We start from the raw sequence: 17,460 nt of genomic DNA, 5'->3' as shown, positions 1-17,460 counted from the left end.
TGTCCGTGCCAGGCTCCGCCGGTGAACCGTGAACAGATCTCCACGCTTGCCCATGCGGATCATCCGATTGCGGCCCCGCTCGACGACGACTCGGTGCGCCGACTGCTGGAACGCGGCATCCCGCGAGGTGGCGCGCGGGTACTCGACCTCGGCTGCGGTGGCGGGGAGTGGCTCCTGCGTGCCCTGGCCACGCATCCCCAACTGCGGGCCGAGGGCGTCGACATCTCCGAGAGCGCGCTGGCACATGCGCGGAGCGCCGCGCGCACCCTCGGCCTGCAAGAGCGCCTCGTCCTCCACCAGGAGGACGCCGCGGACTTCGCCGCCCCACACTTGTTCGACCTGGTGATCAGCGTCGGCGCCACGCACGCCTTCGGCGGCCTGCTCGCCACCCTCGAGGCGGCACGCAAGCACCTGGCTCCCGGCGGCCGTGTCCTGGTCGGTGACGGATTCTGGTCACAGGAGCCTTCCCCCGACGCCGTGGAGATGCTCGGCGACCTCGCCGACCTGCCGACCACCGTGGACCGCGTCATCTCCGACGGATGGACACCCGTCGACGGGTACATCAGCACACGCCGGGAGCTCGACGACTACGAATGGGCATGGACGGGGTCACTGGCCTCATGGGCCTTGGACCACTCCGGCGATCCGGACAGTTCGCAGGCGCTGGCGGCAGCCACCACCCACCGCACCGAATGGCTGAGTGTCTACCGGGACGCCTTCGGCTTCGTCTGCCTGATCCTGCGCCCGACGTCCGACTGAAGCCGCCCGCGCCGGTCCGGCGAACCCCTGTCTCCCTACGACAGCGTCCATGCCGGTCATCGCTCGGCCAACCCTTCGCCGCACAATGTCGTCATGATCACCGTGCGCCTCCACCCCAGCGCCGGTGCCTCCGAGCAGAGTGATCCAGCAGGTCGGTCCGCGTGCGGACCGACCTGCGCGCCGGAGAGCTGACGCAACCTCAAGAAGGGGTGTTCATGACAGGGTTGACCCGCCGCAGACTCCTGGGTTCGGCCGCCGGTGTACTGGGCGGCGCCGCGGCGCTCTCCCTCCTCCCGCTGAGCGTCCAGAAGGCCGTCGCGGCCGGGCCGCGGGAACACGGCTCGCTCCGCGACATCGAGCACGTCGTCATGCTGATGCAGGAGAACCGGTCCTTCGACCACTACTTCGGCACCCTGTCCGGCGTCCGCGGCTTCGCCGACCCCGACGCGCCGGCTCTCGACAACGGCCGGTCGGTCTTCTACCAGCCCGACGCCGTGAACCCGAAGGGGTATGTGCTCCCTTTCCACCTCGACACCCACGCCTCCAGCGCCCAGGCGATCCCCTCCACCAGCCATGCCTGGTCGGTGCAGCACGACGCGTGGAACGGCGGGAAGATGGACCGCTGGCTGCCGGCCCACCGCAAGGCGGACGGCGTCAACGGCCCGTACGTGATGGGCTACTACACCCGTGAGGACATCCCCTTCCAGTTCGCCCTCGCCGAGACGTTCACCATCTGCGACCACTACTTCTGCTCGGTGCTCGGACCGACCTGGCCCAACCGGCTGTACTGGATGACCGGCACGATCGACCCCGGCGGCACACAGGGCGGGCCGATCATCGCGAACACGGTCCCGACGCCGTACCGGTGGACGACGTACGCGGAACGACTGCAGGCGGCCGGGATCAGCTGGAAGGTGTACCAGCAGGACGACGACTACGACTGCAACATGCTGAAGCAGTTCGCGAACTTCCGCGCGGCCGTGCCGGGGTCCGACCTGTACGAGCGCGGCATGCTCCCGCAGCCGGAGGGCACGTTCGAGGACGACGCGCGGAACGACCGCCTGCCCGCCGTCTCCTGGATCATGCCGACGAGCTTTCAGTCCGAGCACCCGAACTACCTGCCCGCCGCGGGAGCCGATTTCGTCGCGTCGAAGATCGAGGCGATCGCCTCCAACCCCAAGGTCTGGAGCAAGACCGCCTTCATCCTGAACTACGACGAGAACGACGGCCTGTTCGACCATGTGCCGCCACCTACGCCTCCGGCCGGAACCGCCGACGAGTTCGTCCAGGGACTGCCTATCGGAGGCGGCTTCCGCGTCCCCGCGATCATCGTCTCGCCCTGGACGGTGGGCGGCTGGGTGGCCTCGGAGGCGTTCGACCACACCTCGGCCCTGCGGTTCCTGGAACAGTTCACCGGCGTCCAGGAGCCGAACATCAGCGCCTGGCGCCGCGCGGCCTTCGGCGACTTCACCTCGGCCTTCCGCTTCACACAGCCGCAGCCGCTGCCGCCGCTCCTGCCCGACGACACGGCGCGGCAACTGGAGAAGGCGAAGGCGCAAGTGGCGACACTCCCCGCACCCAACCTTCCGGGCGCCGACCAGTCGTTCCCGCACCAGGAGACGGGAGACCGGCCGCACGTCTGACGGCCGCGCGGTGTGCGGGCTCCGGGGGCAGCGGCTCCGGGGTCAGCCCTGTCCGGAGGCGGTGGTCGGCGTGGTGACCAGGCGGCCGAGTTCGTCCATGGCGGCTGCGAAGTCCGCGCGGTCGGTGTCCAGGAAGCGGTTGAAGAACCAGTTCGGGACCCGCGCCTGTGTCAGCCGGGTCTGCAGCAGTACGTCCTGCACCTGCCGCGCCAGCGACAGCATCCCGGCGGCCTGCGCCTCGAGAGCTCCGGCCCGCGCGTATTGCTCGGTCTGCGTCAGCAGTGCCTTCCGCGCGTGCTCCCGCGCGGCCACGGTGTCCTGCTGCGCCTGGTAGGTGTCGACGCCCAGGAGCAGGAGCCCCAGGGAGGGGACGTACCAGTCCATGAGCACGTCGGTCAGCGGCATCCGGTTCAGCACGCCGACCAGCACTCCCGCCGCGCACCACAGGACGAGACCCGTCCGTACGAAGCCGGCGTAGCGGCGGCGGATGCGTGAGCCCCAGCCGAGGTTCTGCAACTGGCAGGCGACGACGTCGAAGGGGCGGGGCAGGTCCTGGATCTCGTAGTAGTCGCGCAGCCTCGCGGGCGATCCACGGTAGTGACGCGCCAACCGGCTGATCTCGTCGGCGGACGGCCCACGGCCGACGAGCACGTGGTTCCAGGGAAGCCCGAACAGCCTGGTGTCGAAGGTCTCTTGGAGCAGGGCCGCCCTGCGGAACTCGTTCTTCGTCCAGGCGCTCGCCCCCACGGCGTAGACGACCGCCCACACCAGACCGACGAGGCTGAGCGGCGTCAGCGCCACGGGCACGAAGACGCCGACCACCGCGCCGACCGCCAGCGCCGTGGACACCACGACATGGCCGGAGGCGAGCCGCTGGGCGCGTGCGTGCGAGGCGGATGCGGCGCGCAGGAGCCGCAGCATCTCCGGATCGTTCTGGTGCTCGACGATCGGCAGCAGCGTCCGTGGACTCATGCTGTCCCCCTGACAGTCAGAAGATCCGTAATGTCCGATGCGGCCGGACTCCGGGGACATGCCCAGGAGCCGTCCGGCGTATGCCTTCGGGCAACCGGTGGCAGGGGTCGCACCGGCGCCGCGGAGAGATCCCGACGACCCCGCAGGCGAGCACGGCTTGCAATACAGTCGGCCGGATGGGGGATGAAGCGACGCGCCGCCTCACGGTGGTGCTCGGAACCGAGGCGTCCGAGGTGCTGCGCGCCGCGGCGAACTCCCGGAACCGTGAGGTCGACCTGGCCGAACGCCGCTGGACGGCAGCGGGTTGCACCGGGGCGCGGCTCGCCGCGGTGGTGGAGCGTTCGCGGCCGCCGGCACCGCAGCGGCCGCGCACATACGTCGTCAAGGTCTGCCCCGCGGACGGCCGACGCCGCGAAGGCGCACGCCACCACGCCGCATTGGAGATGTCTCCGGCCGACTTCGCCGCCCGCCATCCGGTCTCCATGGAAGGCGACCCGATCGGACTGCCGGGCGGGGGCGAGCTGTTGCTGCAGAACATCGCCGGCGCGAGCCTGGCCCGCTGCCGTTCGATGTCGGAGTTCGCCCCGGCCGACCGGGCCCTGACGGCCGGGGCGGTCGCCCGGGCGCTGACGCAGGACTGGACCGAGGAGACCACCTGGCACCTGGACGAGCTGACGGTGTCCGGCTTCCTGTGGGACGGACTCGCCGCGACCTCCGCCACGGCGGGAACCGACCTGGCGGACGCGGCGCGCAGCACCCCGGCGCCGGGGTCGAGCAACATGCCCGACGCACGCGTCATCGGAGCCACCGTCGTGGCGGCGTCGCCTCCGGTCGTGGTCACCGGCCACAGCGCCGACGACGCCTGCGGGCCGAAGGTCTGGAACCGGGGGACCGGCGGCCAGTCGGGCGCCGTGGTCCACCGGTCGCGTGCACACGACGCCTTTGTCGGTCCGCCCAGGGTCGGCCGGACGGCCGACGGCCGGCCGTTCGTCGTCCACGCCGTCGAGGACGGCGTGGAGCTGCTCAGGCTGGACCGAACGAGCCACGACACGGCACCGGTACGGCTGCTGCTGCCCTTCACCGTCAACGACGTCACCGTCCAGGGCGACATGGTGTACCTCGCGGGCGGGGGAGGCTGGCTGATGCTCACCGTCTCGTGTCCGCCGGCCGAGGCGGACCTGCCGGTGTCTTCGCGGGGTGACGATGATTCCTGAACCGGCCCCGGGGCGGGCACGCACTTCGGCGGAGGACGCGCCGAGCGGTGTGGAGGAGCTCAGCGAGTGCCTGGGCGACGAGCGCTCGGCGCGGGCACTGGTCGAATGGGCCGAGACCATGGCGGTGACCGTGCGGCCCACGCACCCCAAGTGGGCCCCGTCCGGCAAGGGGTACACCGGAGCGGTGCTGGCAGCCGTGACGATCACACCGGGCCCGGGAACGGACGGTGTGCTGTGGGCGCAGCTCGGCCAGGACCCGCCACGCCAGCGGATCATCGCCTGGGCGCGCGACCTCGTCACGCTCCTCACGGGCACCGAACCCCCGGTCTACGCCACGGTGGAGGCGGCCGGTGAACATCTGGGCGCGACGCTGGAGGGCCGCCGCGTCCTGCTCGTGGTCGATGACGTGTGGCGGCGGGAGGACGTGGAACCCTTCCTTCGGGGCGGCAGCGGCTGCGTCCGGTTGGTGACGACCCGCAGACCCGGGGTGCTGGACGCGTCGGCGCCGCTGATTCGCATCGACCGCATGTCCTCCGCGCAGTCCCTGAACCTGCTGGCAGCGGGAGTCGAGGGAGCGGACAACACCACGCTGCTCCCGCTGTTCGAGCGCTCCGGCAACTGGCCGCTGGCGTTGAGACTGCTGAACGGCGTACTGCGCAGCATGGTTCACCGCAGCGGGATGGCCCTGCCGGACGTCGTGGCCGAGATGGCCGAGGAGCTGGACCGGTACGGTCTGGCCGGCCCCCTCGACGCCTATCCGGCCCCCGGCACCCGCACGGTGGAAGCCACGGTCGACCTCAGCCTCCACGAACTGGCCCGGATCCCGCGCACCGGCCGCGGTTCACTGGGACGGCTGGCGGCCATGGCCTGCTTCCCGGAGGACCAGCACATCCCCTACCGCTGGCTCGCCAGGCTCTGGGGAGTGACCGAACTGACCGCGCGCCGCGAGTGCGTGCGCCTGGAGGAGCACTCCCTGCTGGCCCAGAACGACCAAGAGGGCGTACGGCTGCACGACGTCATCCGTGACGTCCTGCGCCGCCGCGACCCGGAAGCGGCCCGGCAGGCACATCAGACCTTGCTGGAGGGGCATGCCGCGCTGTGCGGCGGGGCGGGCTGGCACGCCCTGGCCGCACCCGGCGCCGATCCCGCGTTCCTGGACAACGTCACCTACCACCTCGCGGGAGCCCTCGCCTCCACCGACCTCCACCGCACCACCACCGACTTCCGGTTTCTCGTCGAACGGGTCTGGCGCAGCGGTCCGGCCGCCCTGGAGGCGGAAGCGGCGCGCTACCACTCGATGTTCCCGGTCCTGAGAATGGACCGCTTCGCCATGGAACTCGGCGCGCTGGTCCACGGAGAGGCTCATCTCCTGGCTGGTCACGAGCGGCGCCTCGATCTCGCCGTCACCCTGCACAGCCGTTGTCTGGCATGGAAGGAGGTCCGGCGACGACTGCACCACACGCGCGAGGTCCTGCGCGGCGGGCTCGTCGCGACGGAACCCTTCCCCGACGATCCGGACGGCCGGCTGTGGCGGGTACTGACCGGTCACACGGGGCCCGTGCACGCGCTGTGCTGGCGGGCGGACGGCCGGGTGCTGGTCAGCGGCAGCGGGGACGGCACGCTGAGGATCCGCCGCGTCGACGACGAACGACCGGACGCGGTGGTGGACGTGGCCGGCGAAGGCGACGGCTCAGTGGTCAGCCTGTCCTGGAGCCCCGACGTCTCGACCCTGGCCGTGGGCACGGACCGCGGCGAGGTGGTCCTGGTGGATCCCTCCGAGCACCGGATCACACGGCGGCTCGTCCTCTCCGAAGAGGACCAGCAGCGCGTGATGGTCGCCTTCACTCCCGACTCCCGGGCCGTCACCGTGGCCCTCGGCAAAGAGGTACGGCTGTGGCACGAGCCCTACGACGAGGCCGGCCTGGGACCGCCGCTCCCCGGCTCGCGCGACACCTCTTGTACGGCTGTGCGGTGGCACGAGCGCGGAGGGCTCGCCGTCGGTCTCGCCGACGGCCGGGTCCACCTTTGGGAGCGGGCGGCGACAGAGGCCGAGCCCACCGCGGTCGACACGGGCGGGCCCTCGGTACAGGCACTGGACTGGCATCCCGACGGCGACCTGGTGGCCGTGATCGGCCACTCGGCGACCGTGACCGTCATCGACCGCCGAAGCGCCACGGTCGTGGCCCGGATCTCCGGACAGGTGCGTCCCGGGGCGGCGTGGTTCCAGTCGCTGTGCTGGACGTCGTCGGGGGACGCGCTGCTCGCGGGTGACAACGACGGGACTGTCTTCGTCTGGAAGTTCACCCGGCAGCCGGACGGACCGTGCCTGGAACTCGAGGACACCTTCTCCGCCCGAGGCGTCCAGGTGCGGGCGATCGCGCCTCAACCGAACGAAGACCGGATCGCCGTGGGCAGCCGTCAACCGGCGGTACGGCTCTGGATCCTCGACCGGCACTCCGCCCCGGACGCCGGGCTGGCCGAGCGGGTGAACACCGTGCTCTGGTCACCCACCGGCGTGCTGGCCGCGGGGAACGCCGGAGGCCAACTGATGGTGACCGACGGGGAGATCGGGGAACTTCCCGCCTGGTCGCGGTACGCCGTGCGGGCCCATGACGGCGACCTCAGGGCCGTGGCCTGGGAGCCGGACGGGGGGCGGCTGCTCAGCGTCGGTGACGATGGCAGGGTCCTGCTGTGGGACGCCGGACGGCGCGAGGTGATCCGTACCCTCGCGAGGAGGCTGACCTACGCGGCGGCGGTCGCCTGGAGCCCTGACGGACGATGGGCCGCGGCCGCCGACACCGACGTGGTGCTGTGGGAGACCGAGACCTGGGAACGAGTCCACACCACCCCGCTGGGGGCCAGTGTCAACGCGCTGTCGTTCGTCCCCGACGGCTCTCGACTGATCGCGGCCACCTCGTCGATGGAGGTGCGTGTCATCCACCTGGACCCCGCAGGACGTCCCACGGGGAGGATCGACCTCTGGCCGGGGCGCAGGAGTTCGGTCAGCGCGGTGTGCTGGTCGCACGACGGACGGCACCTGGCCACCGCCGGTTACGACGGCCAGGTGCTCCTGTGGGATCCCACCACGGGACGGCCACGCCATGTCCTGGAGGGCGACGGATCCGCGATGTGGTCCGTGGCCGTGTCACGGGACGGAACGAGTCTCGTGGCCGTCACCATGGACGGAACGGCGCATCTGTGGGACACCGGGACGGCGGTCGAGGTGTGCCGACTGAGGGTGGACGGCCATCTGTCCTCCTGTTCCTTCCACCCGTACGAGCATCGCGTCGTCCTCGGAGGTTCGGCGGGCCTGTACGCGTGCGAGGTCTCCTCCGATGCGGTGGACGAGCAGTGAGCACAGGCCATCCTTCCTGACGGTGTATCAGGACCAGCTCCACACCTGGTTGGTGCTGCCCGCGCATCCGAAGCCCTGGACCGGCTGACCGTCCTTCCCGGAAGAGGTGGCCTCCGCGTCCAGGCAGAAGCCGTCCGGGACGCTGACCAGTGTCCGGCCGCCGGACGGACCGGAGGTGCCGAGGCGCCACCGCTGGGCGCTCAGTCCGTTGCAGTTCCCGGCGCGGACCTTCTGGCCGTTCCGGCCGACGGTGCCGAGGTCGGCGTCCAGGCAGCGGTGGTTGCCCTGATTGACGACGATGTACTGGGAGCTCTGACCGGGCACGCGATACAGAGCCCACTTCTGGACAGCTGTGTCGTTGCACGTCCACACCTGGACATCCGGACCGCCCCCGCCCGTGGCCCCGGTGTGGGCGTCGAGACACCTGGCGACCGAGGCGCCGTCGACGCTCTCGGTCACGGTCAGCGAACCGACCCGCACCGGCCCGCGCGCCATGCCGTACAGCAGCTTCTTGGTCTCCGCGCCGGCCTTCCCGTTCACGGCGATCCCAGCCTCGGTCTGGAAGGCCTTGAGCGCGGTGACCGTCGCCTCCCCGAACTGCCCGTCGACCGTGACGTGCAGGCCGTAGCCCGTGAGCAGCAGTTGCAGGGCCTTGACGCAGTCGCCGTGGGCTTCCGAGGTGATCTCTGCGGCGCACGCGGCGGACCGAAGGTCCAGGGTCGTGGGATTCCGTGTGTCGGCCGGACTCGACGGCTTGCCCGCCGTCCGGTCCGTCGTCGGCGGGGTGGAGGGGGGCGCGCTCTTGGAGATGCTGGGCGTCGGGGTCGGGTTTCCGGTCACGGCCGGGGAGGTCTCCGGCCGGGGGCCGCCGGCGTCCGGCTGTCGCCTTGTCGCAGCAGCGTCACGGTGACGCCCGCGGCGACCAGGACGGCCGCCGTCGCGGCCCCCACTATGAACCGTCCGCGCTTCCTGGACGCGGCAGGGGCGGCAGTCGCGCCAGGTGCGGGGGATTCGGCGGGCGGGGCGCAGGGCGCGGCGGCGGGAAGTGCCTCGGACCGCTCGCCCTGGAAGGGCGCACGCTGGGAGGAACGTTTGCCTGCGGCATGTGAGGGGCCGCCGGTCGGCGCCGACAACTGATGCCCGATGGCGGTCCTGAACACCGTCTCCGGTAACGGCCGTTGCTCGGGATCCTTGTCCAGGCAGGTGCGGATGAACGCGGCCAGTTCCGCATCGACGTCCGCCACCTTGTCGAGGACTTCTTCCCGTGGCGATTCGAAGGCCACCCGGTGCAGGACGTCGACACCCGTGCCCTCGCCGAACGGCGCCTGCCCCGCGACGGCATAGGTGAGGGTGGAGGCCAGGGAGAAGACGTCGGAGGCGGCGGTCACCTCCAGGCCTCTGGTCTGTTCCGGGGACATGTAGGCGGGGGTCCCCACGTTCTGGCCCGTGGCGGTGAGGGAGGTGCCGTCGCCGGCCTGGACGACGCCGAAGTCGATGACGCGGGCACCGTCGGCCCCGAGGATCACATTGGACGGTTTGAGGTCGCGGTGAACGAGCCCCGCACGCCATATGGCCTCGATCGCGCGCCCCACGTCCGCCAGCAGCCGCCAGGCCGCCGCCGCGTCGATCGGGCCGCGCTCGGTGACGACGTCCGAGAGAGTGGGCCCCGGTATGTACTCGGTGGCGACCCAGACCAGGTCCTCATCGCAGCCGCTGCCCATCAGCCGCACGATGTGCGCCCCCTTGACGCGGTCCAGCGCGCCGACCTCCCGCTCGAAACGCTTCCGGAACAGCGGGTCTTCCGCGTATTCGGGCCGGATCACCTTGACCGCGGCCAGACCTGCCCCGCCGGTGGTGTCCCGGCCGAGATAGACCCGGCCCATGCCACCGCTGCCGAGCACCGCCTCCAACCGGTACGGGCCCGCCTGCCTCGGATCGCTCTTCCGCAGCGGGCGCACGGGCGGCGGTTCCATACCGACCGCCGCGTAGGCCAATATTTCGGACCGGCTGCGGTGCTGCACTGGCATGGGGTTCCTGGTCTCTCGCGTGTCGCGTGTGAGCGCGAGATTAGCGCAGCACACTTGTGCGACAGGCGAGTTGGCCGGATTCCGCCCGGCGCCGAGGCCATGTGTGGATGGGCCGGCGGCGACCGCCCAGCGTTGGTTGGTTTCACCCAACGCAAGGCGGGCCGGCGGCTTCGAACCACACGCGTCGTTGCGGGCAGGAGGTGGGACGTACTTCGGTCAGATGGTGTCGGCCGGGAGTTCGCCCGTGAAGGCGGCGGCCATGCGGAGCCAGGGGGCGGCCTCGTCGTGGCGTGCCTGGCGTTCCAGAGTGCGTCCGAGCATCAGGTGGGCGTAGTGCTCGACCGGGTCGCGGTCGATGATCTCGCGCAACTGCTCCTCGGCTCGCCGCAGTTGGGCGGAGTGGTAGTACGCGCGGGCCAGCAGCAGTCGGGGGCCGGTCTGCTCGGGGGCTTCCTCGACGACGGCGGCGAGCAGCTTGGCGGCCCCGGCGTAGTCCTTGGCCTCGAAGCGCGCTTGAGCCCGCTCCCAACGCTCGACGGTGGTCTCCTCGTGGGGGACACCGACACCATTGTCGAAGAGGTGCCGGGCGGTTGCCCAGCGGTCGGCCGCGACGCCGCCGTTCGGCTGGTAGTCGTTGAGGTTGTCGATCACGACGTTTCCCTTCCTGGAGTCGTGTGCGGCGGCCGTCCGGCGCTCTCGCAGCCGGACGGCCGCTGTTGAAGTCCTCGACGGCCCGCGGGACTTCGGCCTGGTGTTCATCACGAGCGGGCCCTCGCCCGGTCGAGGACTCAGCCGGTCGACCCCGCGGACAGGCGCTCGGCGTCGCGGGCGGCGACCAGTGAGGTGTGTGTCGGAGCGTCGGGTACGTCGGCCGGTCGGTTCTTGGCGAATTCCTTGCGGAGGACGGGGATGACTTCTTCGCCGAGGAGGTCGAGTTGTTCCAGCACGGTTTTGAGGGGTATGCCGATGCCGTCCACGTTGAACAGTTGGCGTTGGTAGTGGCCGAAGTGCTCGCGGAAGGTCAGTGTCTTTTCGATGACCTGCTGCGGCGAGCCGACGGTCAGTGGGGTCTGGTCCATGTACTGCTCCAGGGAGGGGCCGCCGCCCATTTGGGGGGAGTGGTCGAAGTAGGGGCGGAACTCGCGTAGGGCGTTCTGGGAGTTGTGGTGCATGTAGATGTGGCCGCCGACGCCGACGATGGCTTGTTCGGGGGTGCCGTGGCCGTAGTGGGCGTAGCGCTCGCGGTAGAGGTTGATGAGTTTTTGGAAGTGTTCCTTGGGCCAGAAGATGTTGTTGGCGAAGAAGCCGTCGCCGTAGTAGGCGGCTTGTTCGGCGATTTCGGGGGAGCGGATGGAGCCGTGCCAGACGAAGGGGGGTGTGTCGTCCAGTGGGCGGGGGGTGGAGGTGAAGGACTGCAGGGGTGTGCGGAATCTGCCTTCCCAGTCGACGGTTTCCTGGCGCCAGAGCTGGTGGAGGAGGGCGTAGTTCTCGATGGCGAGCGGGATGCCCTGGCGGATGTCCTTGCCGAACCAGGGGTAGACGGGGCCGGTGTTGCCGCGGCCCATCATCAGGTCGACGCGTCCGTCGGCGAGGTGCTGGAGCATCGCGTAGTCCTCGGCGATCTTCACCGGGTCGTTGGTGGTGATCAGTGTGGTGGCCGTGGAGAGGATGATGCGGTGGGTGCGTGCGGCGATCCAGCCGAGCATGGTGGTGGGGGAGGAAGGCACGAACGGCCGGTTGTGGTGCTCGCCGGTCGCGAAGACGTCCAGGCCCACCTCCTCGGCTTTCTGCGCGATGGTCACCATCGCCTTGATCCGTTCGTGCTCGGTCGGTGTCCGGCCGGTGGTCGGATCGGTGGTCACGTCACCGACGGTGAAGATCCCGAACTGCATCGCACCCATCTCCATGCGGTTGATGTATCAACTGCACGGTGAACGTGGCGCCGATCCTCGGTATTCCGTCTCGGTCCGGCGATCTGGGCGAGCGTGCTGAGCTCTTCCGGGGGCGAGGCGCCGATAGGGGAGTCGGCGGACGTGTTCGACATGGCGGGGCGACGGCTTCGATCGCCGCGTAGCCGGCCGGGGCGGCGACGATGAACGCCTTCTTCGGTGGCGGAAGGGCCCCGGTGTCTGGTTGACACATCAAATGTCGGGGTTAGTGTAGATGATGCATCACCTAGCCGGCCTCGGTGGACCGTAGCCGGGCGTGGCCGACCGATCACCACGCGCATTCCGGACAGGCCACTGCCGCTGACCGTATTCCCGGCGCACTCTGAGAGGGAGCCAATGAGCACGGTAGCCAGGACCGGACTTCGGGCTTTGTCGGCCTTTGAGGAGAGCGTTCTTGTACTGATCGATCATCAGCCGTTCCATTTCGCCAACGTGAACAGCCATGAGCCGACGTTGATCGTCAACAATGTCATCGGTCTTGCCGAGACCGCCAAGTCATTCGGTGTCCCGACCATTCTGACGACCGTGGTGGAGGAGCGCGGCGGCTATCTCGTCCAGGGGGTGCAGGACGTGTTCCCGGAGCAGAAGCCGATCGACAGGACGTTCATCAACGCCTGGCGGGATGATCGTGTTGTGGAGGCCGTCCAGGCGACCGGGCGCAGGAAGCTGATCATCGCCGGCCTCTGGACCGAGATCTGTGTGGCGATGTCGGCGATTCAGGCCGCGGGTGAGGGTTTCGAGGTGTACGTCGTCACCGACGCTTCGGGCGGTGTGTCGAAGGAGGCCCACGACAGGGCCGTCCGGCGCATGGCTCAGGCGGGCGTTGTTCCGATCACCTGGTCGGCCCTGATGGGTGAGCTCCAGTGCGACTGGGCCTGGGAGGAGGAATCCCTGTCGGCGGTGGCCCAGGCCGAGGCGGAGTACGACGGTGCCGCCTTCAGCCGGGAGGCGCAGCTTCTCGCCTGCCACGCGGGAACCGGCGACTGACATTACGGACACCGCAGAAGGCCCGCGCGCCGAGACCAGGGCGACCCTGTGCGCCGGCGGGCGAAGCGGCTACCGGCCGTACTGCGATCACTCGGGGCTGTGCGGTGAGTGATGCCGTCGTGCCCGCCCCGCACAAGTAGTCGCCCCTGACACCTTGGAGCCGAAGCAGATGTCTCTCACAGTGCAGTTCTCCGAATACGGCAGCACCGACGTGCTGAGTGTTGTGGATGTGCCGCCGCCCACCCCGGGCCCCGGCCAGGTACGGCTCGCGGTGCGGGCCGCGGGTGTCAATCCGATCGACTGGAAGATCCTGCGTGGCTATATGAGCCAGGTGATGCCCCTCGATCTTCCAGCGGGTCTCGGGTCCGACGTGGCCGGCGTGGTCGACCAGGTCGGAGAAGGAGTGACCGCCTTCAAGGTGGGTGACGAGGTGCTGGGGGCGTCCATCACCCCGTCCTATGCTCAGTCCGCGCTCGCCGACCCTGCCGTGCTGGTCGCCAAGCCGGCCTCCGTCCCCTGGGAGGTGGCGGGGAGCCTGGCAGGCCCGGGCATCACCGCCTGGGAGGTGCTCGACAAGCTCGAGATCGCCAAGGGGGAGACCCTTCTGGTGCATGCTGCCGCCGGCGGCGTGGGCACGTTCGCCGTGCAGCTGGCAGTGGCCCGTGGCGCGCGAGTGATCGGCACCGCGAGCGAGTCCAACCACGAACAGTTGCGCTCGCTCGGCGCGGAACCTGTCACGTATGGCGAGGGGCTGGTCGACCGCGTACGGGCCATCGCTCCCCAGGGCGTCGACGCGGTCCTCGACGCCTCCGGCCGCGGTGAGATCCCGGACTCGATCGAACTCGCGGGCGGCCCGGCGCGCGTCCTCACCCTCGTGGCGTTCGACGCCGCGGACACCGGCATCCAGGTCCACATGAGCGCGCCGGGAGAGAGCGGCGCCCAAGCCCTTCGGGACATTCTGAACCTCATGGAGACGGGACGGCTGCGGGTTCCGATCTGGCGTACCTTCCCCTTGGCGGAGGCGGCGGACGCGCTGCAGGTCAGCCAGGCGGGGCATCTGGGCGGCAAGATCGTGCTGCTTCCCGCATAGGGGAACGCTCCTCGGCACAGGCACCCAGAACCCAACGGTCGCCCCGTCCACGCACCCGAGCCCCTCCTGCGAACAGTTCGGCCCCGCCGGATGCTGATGCGCGCCCGACGGCAAGTCAGGCGCGCAGGCCCTTGAGCCCGTCGTAGGCCGCCATCACGACCTCGAGGCCTCGGTAGTCGTCCCCGGGCTCGCGCATCTGGTTGGGCACGTACGACACCGCCATGCGGGCGTCGGGTTCGATCATGACCGTCGCGCCGCCCCAGCCGCTCCAGCCGTACGTATTGCCGAACAGGCCGTACCCCATGCCGTAGCGCATCGGCATGCCCAGGAGACGGTCCTCGCCACGGAACTGTTCCTCCCACGCACGAGCACAGCCCGCCTGCGACAGCATCCGCACCCCACGCACCGTTCCGCCGCACGCCATCACCGACTGCACGAGCGCGACCGAGCGGGCGTTGCCGAATCCGCTCGCCGCGGGGATCTCCGCGCGCCGCCAGGCGACGCTGTTCCCGTCACGGACCCGTATCCCACCTCCGGCGGTAGGGGGTGCGGTCTTGCCGGGCGCGCTCGAGACGTAGTCCTCGTCGCGCGACAGCGGCGGGATCGAGAGCGCGACCCGGTGGTCGTGCTCGGCGGACAACCCGATGTGGAAGTCCGCGCCCAGCGGCCCGGCCACCTCGTCGGCGAAGAACTCGCCCAGGGTGCGGCCGGTGATCCGGCGCACGACCTCGCCGACGAGGAACCCCTGGGTCAGCGAGTGGTATCCGGCCGCCGTGCCCGGCTCCCACCGCGGAGCCTGCGCGGCGAGCCGCGCCGTGGCGGACGGCCAGTCGTAGAGATCCTCGGCCGTCGTCGGCCCGTCCCAGTCGGGCAGGCCCGCGGTGTGCGCGAGCAGGTGCCGCACCAGCACCCCGTCCTTGCCCGCCGCGGCGAACTCCGGCCAGTACCGGGCCACCGGCGCGGTCAGGTCGAGCTCGCCGCGGTCGGCCAGGACGAGGGCACACAGCGCCGTCATCGTCTTGGTGACCGACCAGACGCCCGCGATCGTGTCGCGCTGCCACGGGACCGTGCGGTCCGTGTCGGTGAATCCGCCCCAGACGTCCACCACCGGCTCACCGTCCACGAAGACCGCCACCGAGGCGCCCACGTCTCCGGCGTCGAGCAACTCGGCGAGTGCACCGGGTACCGCGGAGAAGAGATCGTCGTACGAACCCTGAATCTCGGCCATGCGCGGAACTTAGCCCGCACCGCACCACCGCGGTCAACCGAATATCCGCTACGAGGCCGCGCCTGGCTGTGTGCTGCTCCTGGATGACGTTGCTCAGTTCCCCCGGAGAACGCCGATTCGCCGCAACCACGACCGGACTTGCGCGTCGGATTCCCGGACTTCCTCGCCGCGCACCGCTCATGTCTCCGGGTCAGTCGTGGATGCGGAGGCCGGTGAGCCGGCTGACCATGGCCGGGTCACGGTGGTCGAAGAACAGAGACCTGCCGGTGTCCAGGCCGGCGATCGACGCCATCTGGTCGTCCGTGAGCTCGAAGTCGAAGACGTCGATGTTCTCCGCCATACGGTCGGCGCGTACCGACTTGGGGATCGCGACGATGCCGCGCTGGGACAGCCAGCGGAGCACGACCTGTGCCACGGACTTGCCGTGCTTCTCGGCGATCTCGCTCAGGACCGGGTGAGTGAACAGGTTGTTGCGGCCTTCGGCGAACCCGCCCCACGACTGGATCTGGACCCCGTGCTCGCGCATGACCTCTTGGTCGGTGGCGCGCTGGAAGAACGGGTGGGTCTCGATCTGGTTGACCGCGGGCGTGACGTCGTTGTTGACGATGAGGTCGACGAGCCGGTCGGGGTGGAAGTTGGCGACGCCGATCGCCCTGATGCGGCCTTCGCGGTGCAGGTTCTCCATGGCGCGCCAGGAGCCGTGGACGTCGCCGAAGGGCTGGTGGATCAGGTACAGGTCGAGGTGGTCGAGGCCGAGCTTGCCCAGCGATGTCTCGAAGGCGCGCTCGGTGTTCTCCTCACCGGCGTCCTGGATCCACACCTTGGTGGTGACGAACAGTTCCTCGCGCGGGATGCCGCTGTTCTTGATGGCTCGGCCCACGGCTTCCTCGTTGAGGTAGGCGGCGGCGGTGTCGAGCAGTCGGTAGCCGGCGGCGAGGGCGTCGGTGACCGCCTGCTCGGTCTGCTCCGGCGGGATCTGGAAGACGCCGAAACCGAGGATCGGCATTTCGACGCCGTTGTTGAGGATCACGGTCTGCATGGGATTTCCTTTCGGGAACAGCTGAGGCCGTCGTCGGGATCAGCTGAGGCCGTCGATGGACCGGCCGCTTCGGCGCTGTGGCCGTCTCCAGCCCTGCGCCGAAGCGGGCACGGTCCGGTTCAGGGGCGGATGAGGACCTTGAGGGCCTCTCGATCGGCCATGGCGCGGTAGCCGTCGGGGACTTCGTCGAGGCCGACGGCGCGGTCGAAGAGGCGCCCGGCGGCGAGCGTGCCGTCGAGGACGTCCGGCAGGAGTTCCTCGATGTAGGCGCGGGCCGGGGAGACACCACCGGTCAGGGTGATGTTCCGCATGATCATGGCCGGGCCGATGGGGCCCAGTTCGTACTGGGGTACGCCGAGGCGGCTGATGGCGCCGCCGTCGGTGACGGAGCCGAAGGCCGCCTGCAGGGCCTGCTCGGTGCCGACGGCTTCGATGACGCGATCGGCTCCGTGGCTGCCGGTCAGGTCACGAACGCGCGCGATGCCTTCCTCACCGCGTTCGGCCACGACGTCCGTGGCACCGAAGTCCCTTCCCAGGTCGGTGCGGGCGGTGTGCCGGCCCATCAGGACGATCTGCTCGGCGCCCAGCCGCTTCGCGGCCAGCACCGCCGACAGTCCGACGGCTCCGTCGCCGATCACCAGAACGGAGTCACCGCGGGTGACACCTGCGGTGACCGCGCCGTGATGGCCGGTGCCCAGCACATCGGAAAGGGACAGCAGGGAGGGCAGCAACTCGGAGTCCTCGCCGACGGGCAGCTTGACCAGCGTGCCGGTGGCCTGGGGTACGCGGACGGCCTCGCCCTGCCCGCCGTCGACGCCGCCCCAGCCGTAGCGGCCGCCGTTGCGGCACGAGGAGTGCAGGCCCTTGCGGCAGTAGTCGCAGGTGTTGTCGCAGTACGTGAACGGGGCGACCACCATGTCACCGCGCTTGACCCCGGTCACGTCAGAGCCGGTCTCCTCGACGACGCCGAGGAACTCATGGCCCATGGGCCGCCCCTGTTCGCCGGCGGGCATGGACTTGTACGGCCACAGGTCACTGCCACAGACGCAGGACAGGACGACTCGTACGACGGCGTCGGTGGGCTGCTGGATGACCGGGTCGGGCGCGTTCTCCACGCGCACATCGCCCGCGCCGTACATGAAGGTTGCTCGCATGAGGGATCTGTCCTTACTGGGTGTGTCGTGGACGGGGTGTGTA

General features: G+C 70.1%; 14 protein-coding genes. 6 read left to right on the top strand and 8 right to left on the bottom strand.

Annotation, left to right across the window (positions count from 1 at the left end; all coding sequences use genetic code 11):
• The first annotated feature begins 21 nt into the window (after nt 1-21).
• Together KVT44_RS24545 and KVT44_RS24540 are read left to right on the top strand one after the other, a co-directional pair.
• On the top strand, nt 22-759 hold the full coding sequence (locus KVT44_RS24545; protein ID WP_217568566.1) for a cyclopropane-fatty-acyl-phospholipid synthase family protein: 738 nt from the start codon (nt 22-24) through the stop codon (nt 757-759).
• Between the two features lie 215 nt (nt 760-974).
• Nucleotides 975-2,402 carry an alkaline phosphatase family protein gene (locus KVT44_RS24540; protein WP_217568564.1) on the top strand — a complete coding sequence of 476 codons (1,428 nt, stop codon included), beginning with the start codon at nt 975-977 and terminating at the stop codon, nt 2,400-2,402.
• A gap of 42 nt (nt 2,403-2,444) precedes the next feature.
• Here the strand turns inward: KVT44_RS24540 and KVT44_RS24535 are convergent, their stop codons facing one another.
• The gene (locus KVT44_RS24535) at nt 2,445-3,374 is read right to left on the bottom strand and encodes an S-4TM family putative pore-forming effector (protein WP_099918681.1); all 930 of its coding nucleotides are present in this window, start codon (nt 3,372-3,374) and stop codon (nt 2,445-2,447) included.
• A 176-nt stretch (nt 3,375-3,550) separates the two neighbouring features.
• Between KVT44_RS24535 and KVT44_RS24530 the strand changes: the two genes are divergently transcribed.
• Together KVT44_RS24530 and KVT44_RS24525 are read left to right on the top strand one after the other, a co-directional pair.
• The gene (locus KVT44_RS24530) at nt 3,551-4,588 is read left to right on the top strand and encodes a hypothetical protein (protein WP_217568562.1); all 1,038 of its coding nucleotides are present in this window, start codon (nt 3,551-3,553) and stop codon (nt 4,586-4,588) included.
• Complete coding sequence (locus KVT44_RS24525) at nt 4,578-7,943, top strand: hypothetical protein (protein ID WP_254649835.1); 3,366 nt, start codon at nt 4,578-4,580, stop codon at nt 7,941-7,943. Before KVT44_RS24530 ends, KVT44_RS24525 begins: the two co-directional genes overlap by 11 nt.
• A gap of 27 nt (nt 7,944-7,970) precedes the next feature.
• Here the strand turns inward: KVT44_RS24525 and KVT44_RS58245 are convergent, their stop codons facing one another.
• From KVT44_RS58245 to KVT44_RS24510, 4 genes are all read right to left on the bottom strand, one after another.
• Nucleotides 7,971-8,783, bottom strand: a complete 813-nt coding sequence (locus KVT44_RS58245; protein ID WP_308314086.1) for a ricin-type beta-trefoil lectin domain protein — start codon at nt 8,781-8,783, stop codon at nt 7,971-7,973.
• On the bottom strand, nt 8,780-9,970 hold the full coding sequence (locus tag KVT44_RS58240) for a serine/threonine-protein kinase (protein ID WP_254649815.1): 1,191 nt from the start codon (nt 9,968-9,970) through the stop codon (nt 8,780-8,782). The genes KVT44_RS58245 and KVT44_RS58240 overlap by 4 nt, the downstream gene beginning before the upstream one ends.
• A gap of 216 nt (nt 9,971-10,186) precedes the next feature.
• Complete coding sequence (locus tag KVT44_RS24515) at nt 10,187-10,621, bottom strand: tetratricopeptide repeat protein (protein ID WP_308314085.1); 435 nt, start codon at nt 10,619-10,621, stop codon at nt 10,187-10,189.
• 137 nt (nt 10,622-10,758) lie between these two features.
• Nucleotides 10,759-11,862, bottom strand: coding sequence for an LLM class flavin-dependent oxidoreductase (locus tag KVT44_RS24510; RefSeq protein ID WP_217568556.1), 1,104 nt, complete (start codon nt 11,860-11,862; stop codon nt 10,759-10,761).
• Between the two features lie 393 nt (nt 11,863-12,255).
• On the opposite strand from KVT44_RS24510, the gene KVT44_RS24505 reads away from it, so the two are divergent.
• Together KVT44_RS24505 and KVT44_RS24500 are read left to right on the top strand one after the other, a co-directional pair.
• On the top strand, nt 12,256-12,906 hold the full coding sequence (locus KVT44_RS24505) for a hydrolase (RefSeq protein ID WP_217568554.1): 651 nt from the start codon (nt 12,256-12,258) through the stop codon (nt 12,904-12,906).
• 169 nt (nt 12,907-13,075) lie between these two features.
• Nucleotides 13,076-13,996 carry an NADP-dependent oxidoreductase gene (locus tag KVT44_RS24500; protein WP_217568553.1) on the top strand — a complete coding sequence of 307 codons (921 nt, stop codon included), beginning with the start codon at nt 13,076-13,078 and terminating at the stop codon, nt 13,994-13,996.
• A gap of 115 nt (nt 13,997-14,111) precedes the next feature.
• Here the strand turns inward: KVT44_RS24500 and KVT44_RS24495 are convergent, their stop codons facing one another.
• The 3 genes from KVT44_RS24495 to KVT44_RS24485 all read right to left on the bottom strand — a co-directional run bounded on the left by KVT44_RS24495 (nt 14,112) and on the right by KVT44_RS24485 (nt 17,417).
• Nucleotides 14,112-15,224, bottom strand: coding sequence for a serine hydrolase (locus KVT44_RS24495; protein WP_217568551.1), 1,113 nt, complete (start codon nt 15,222-15,224; stop codon nt 14,112-14,114).
• Nucleotides 15,225-15,414: 190 nt separating this feature from the next.
• Nucleotides 15,415-16,263, bottom strand: a complete 849-nt coding sequence (locus KVT44_RS24490; protein WP_217568549.1) for an aldo/keto reductase — start codon at nt 16,261-16,263, stop codon at nt 15,415-15,417.
• 119 nt (nt 16,264-16,382) lie between these two features.
• Entirely contained in the window at nt 16,383-17,417 is a 1,035-nt protein-coding gene (locus KVT44_RS24485) for an alcohol dehydrogenase catalytic domain-containing protein (protein WP_217568547.1), read from the bottom strand.
• Nucleotides 17,418-17,460 lie beyond the last annotated feature (43 nt).

Source organism: Streptomyces sp. GbtcB7 (assembly GCF_019091445.1).
GTDB lineage: Bacteria > Actinomycetota > Actinomycetes > Streptomycetales > Streptomycetaceae > Streptomyces > Streptomyces mirabilis.
This window is presented reverse-complemented; position numbering and strand designations above follow the sequence as displayed.

Excerpts from the sequence above, each read along its gene's own strand:
- KVT44_RS24525 (WP_254649835.1), top strand. The coding sequence starts at position 4,578 with ATGATTCCTGAACCGGCCCCGGGGCGGGCACGCACTTCGGCGGAGGAC.
- KVT44_RS24485 (WP_217568547.1), bottom strand. The coding sequence starts at position 17,417 with ATGCGAGCAACCTTCATGTACGGCGCGGGCGATGTGCGCGTGGAGAAC.
- KVT44_RS24505 (WP_217568554.1), top strand. The coding sequence starts at position 12,256 with ATGAGCACGGTAGCCAGGACCGGACTTCGGGCTTTGTCGGCCTTTGAG.
- KVT44_RS24530 (WP_217568562.1), top strand. The coding sequence starts at position 3,551 with ATGGGGGATGAAGCGACGCGCCGCCTCACGGTGGTGCTCGGAACCGAG.
- KVT44_RS24535 (WP_099918681.1), bottom strand. The coding sequence starts at position 3,374 with ATGAGTCCACGGACGCTGCTGCCGATCGTCGAGCACCAGAACGATCCG.
- KVT44_RS58240 (WP_254649815.1), bottom strand. The coding sequence starts at position 9,970 with ATGCCAGTGCAGCACCGCAGCCGGTCCGAAATATTGGCCTACGCGGCG.
- KVT44_RS24510 (WP_217568556.1), bottom strand. The coding sequence starts at position 11,862 with ATGCAGTTCGGGATCTTCACCGTCGGTGACGTGACCACCGATCCGACC.
- KVT44_RS24540 (WP_217568564.1), top strand. The coding sequence starts at position 975 with ATGACAGGGTTGACCCGCCGCAGACTCCTGGGTTCGGCCGCCGGTGTA.
- KVT44_RS24495 (WP_217568551.1), bottom strand. The coding sequence starts at position 15,224 with ATGGCCGAGATTCAGGGTTCGTACGACGATCTCTTCTCCGCGGTACCC.
- KVT44_RS24500 (WP_217568553.1), top strand. The coding sequence starts at position 13,076 with ATGTCTCTCACAGTGCAGTTCTCCGAATACGGCAGCACCGACGTGCTG.
- KVT44_RS24490 (WP_217568549.1), bottom strand. The coding sequence starts at position 16,263 with ATGCAGACCGTGATCCTCAACAACGGCGTCGAAATGCCGATCCTCGGT.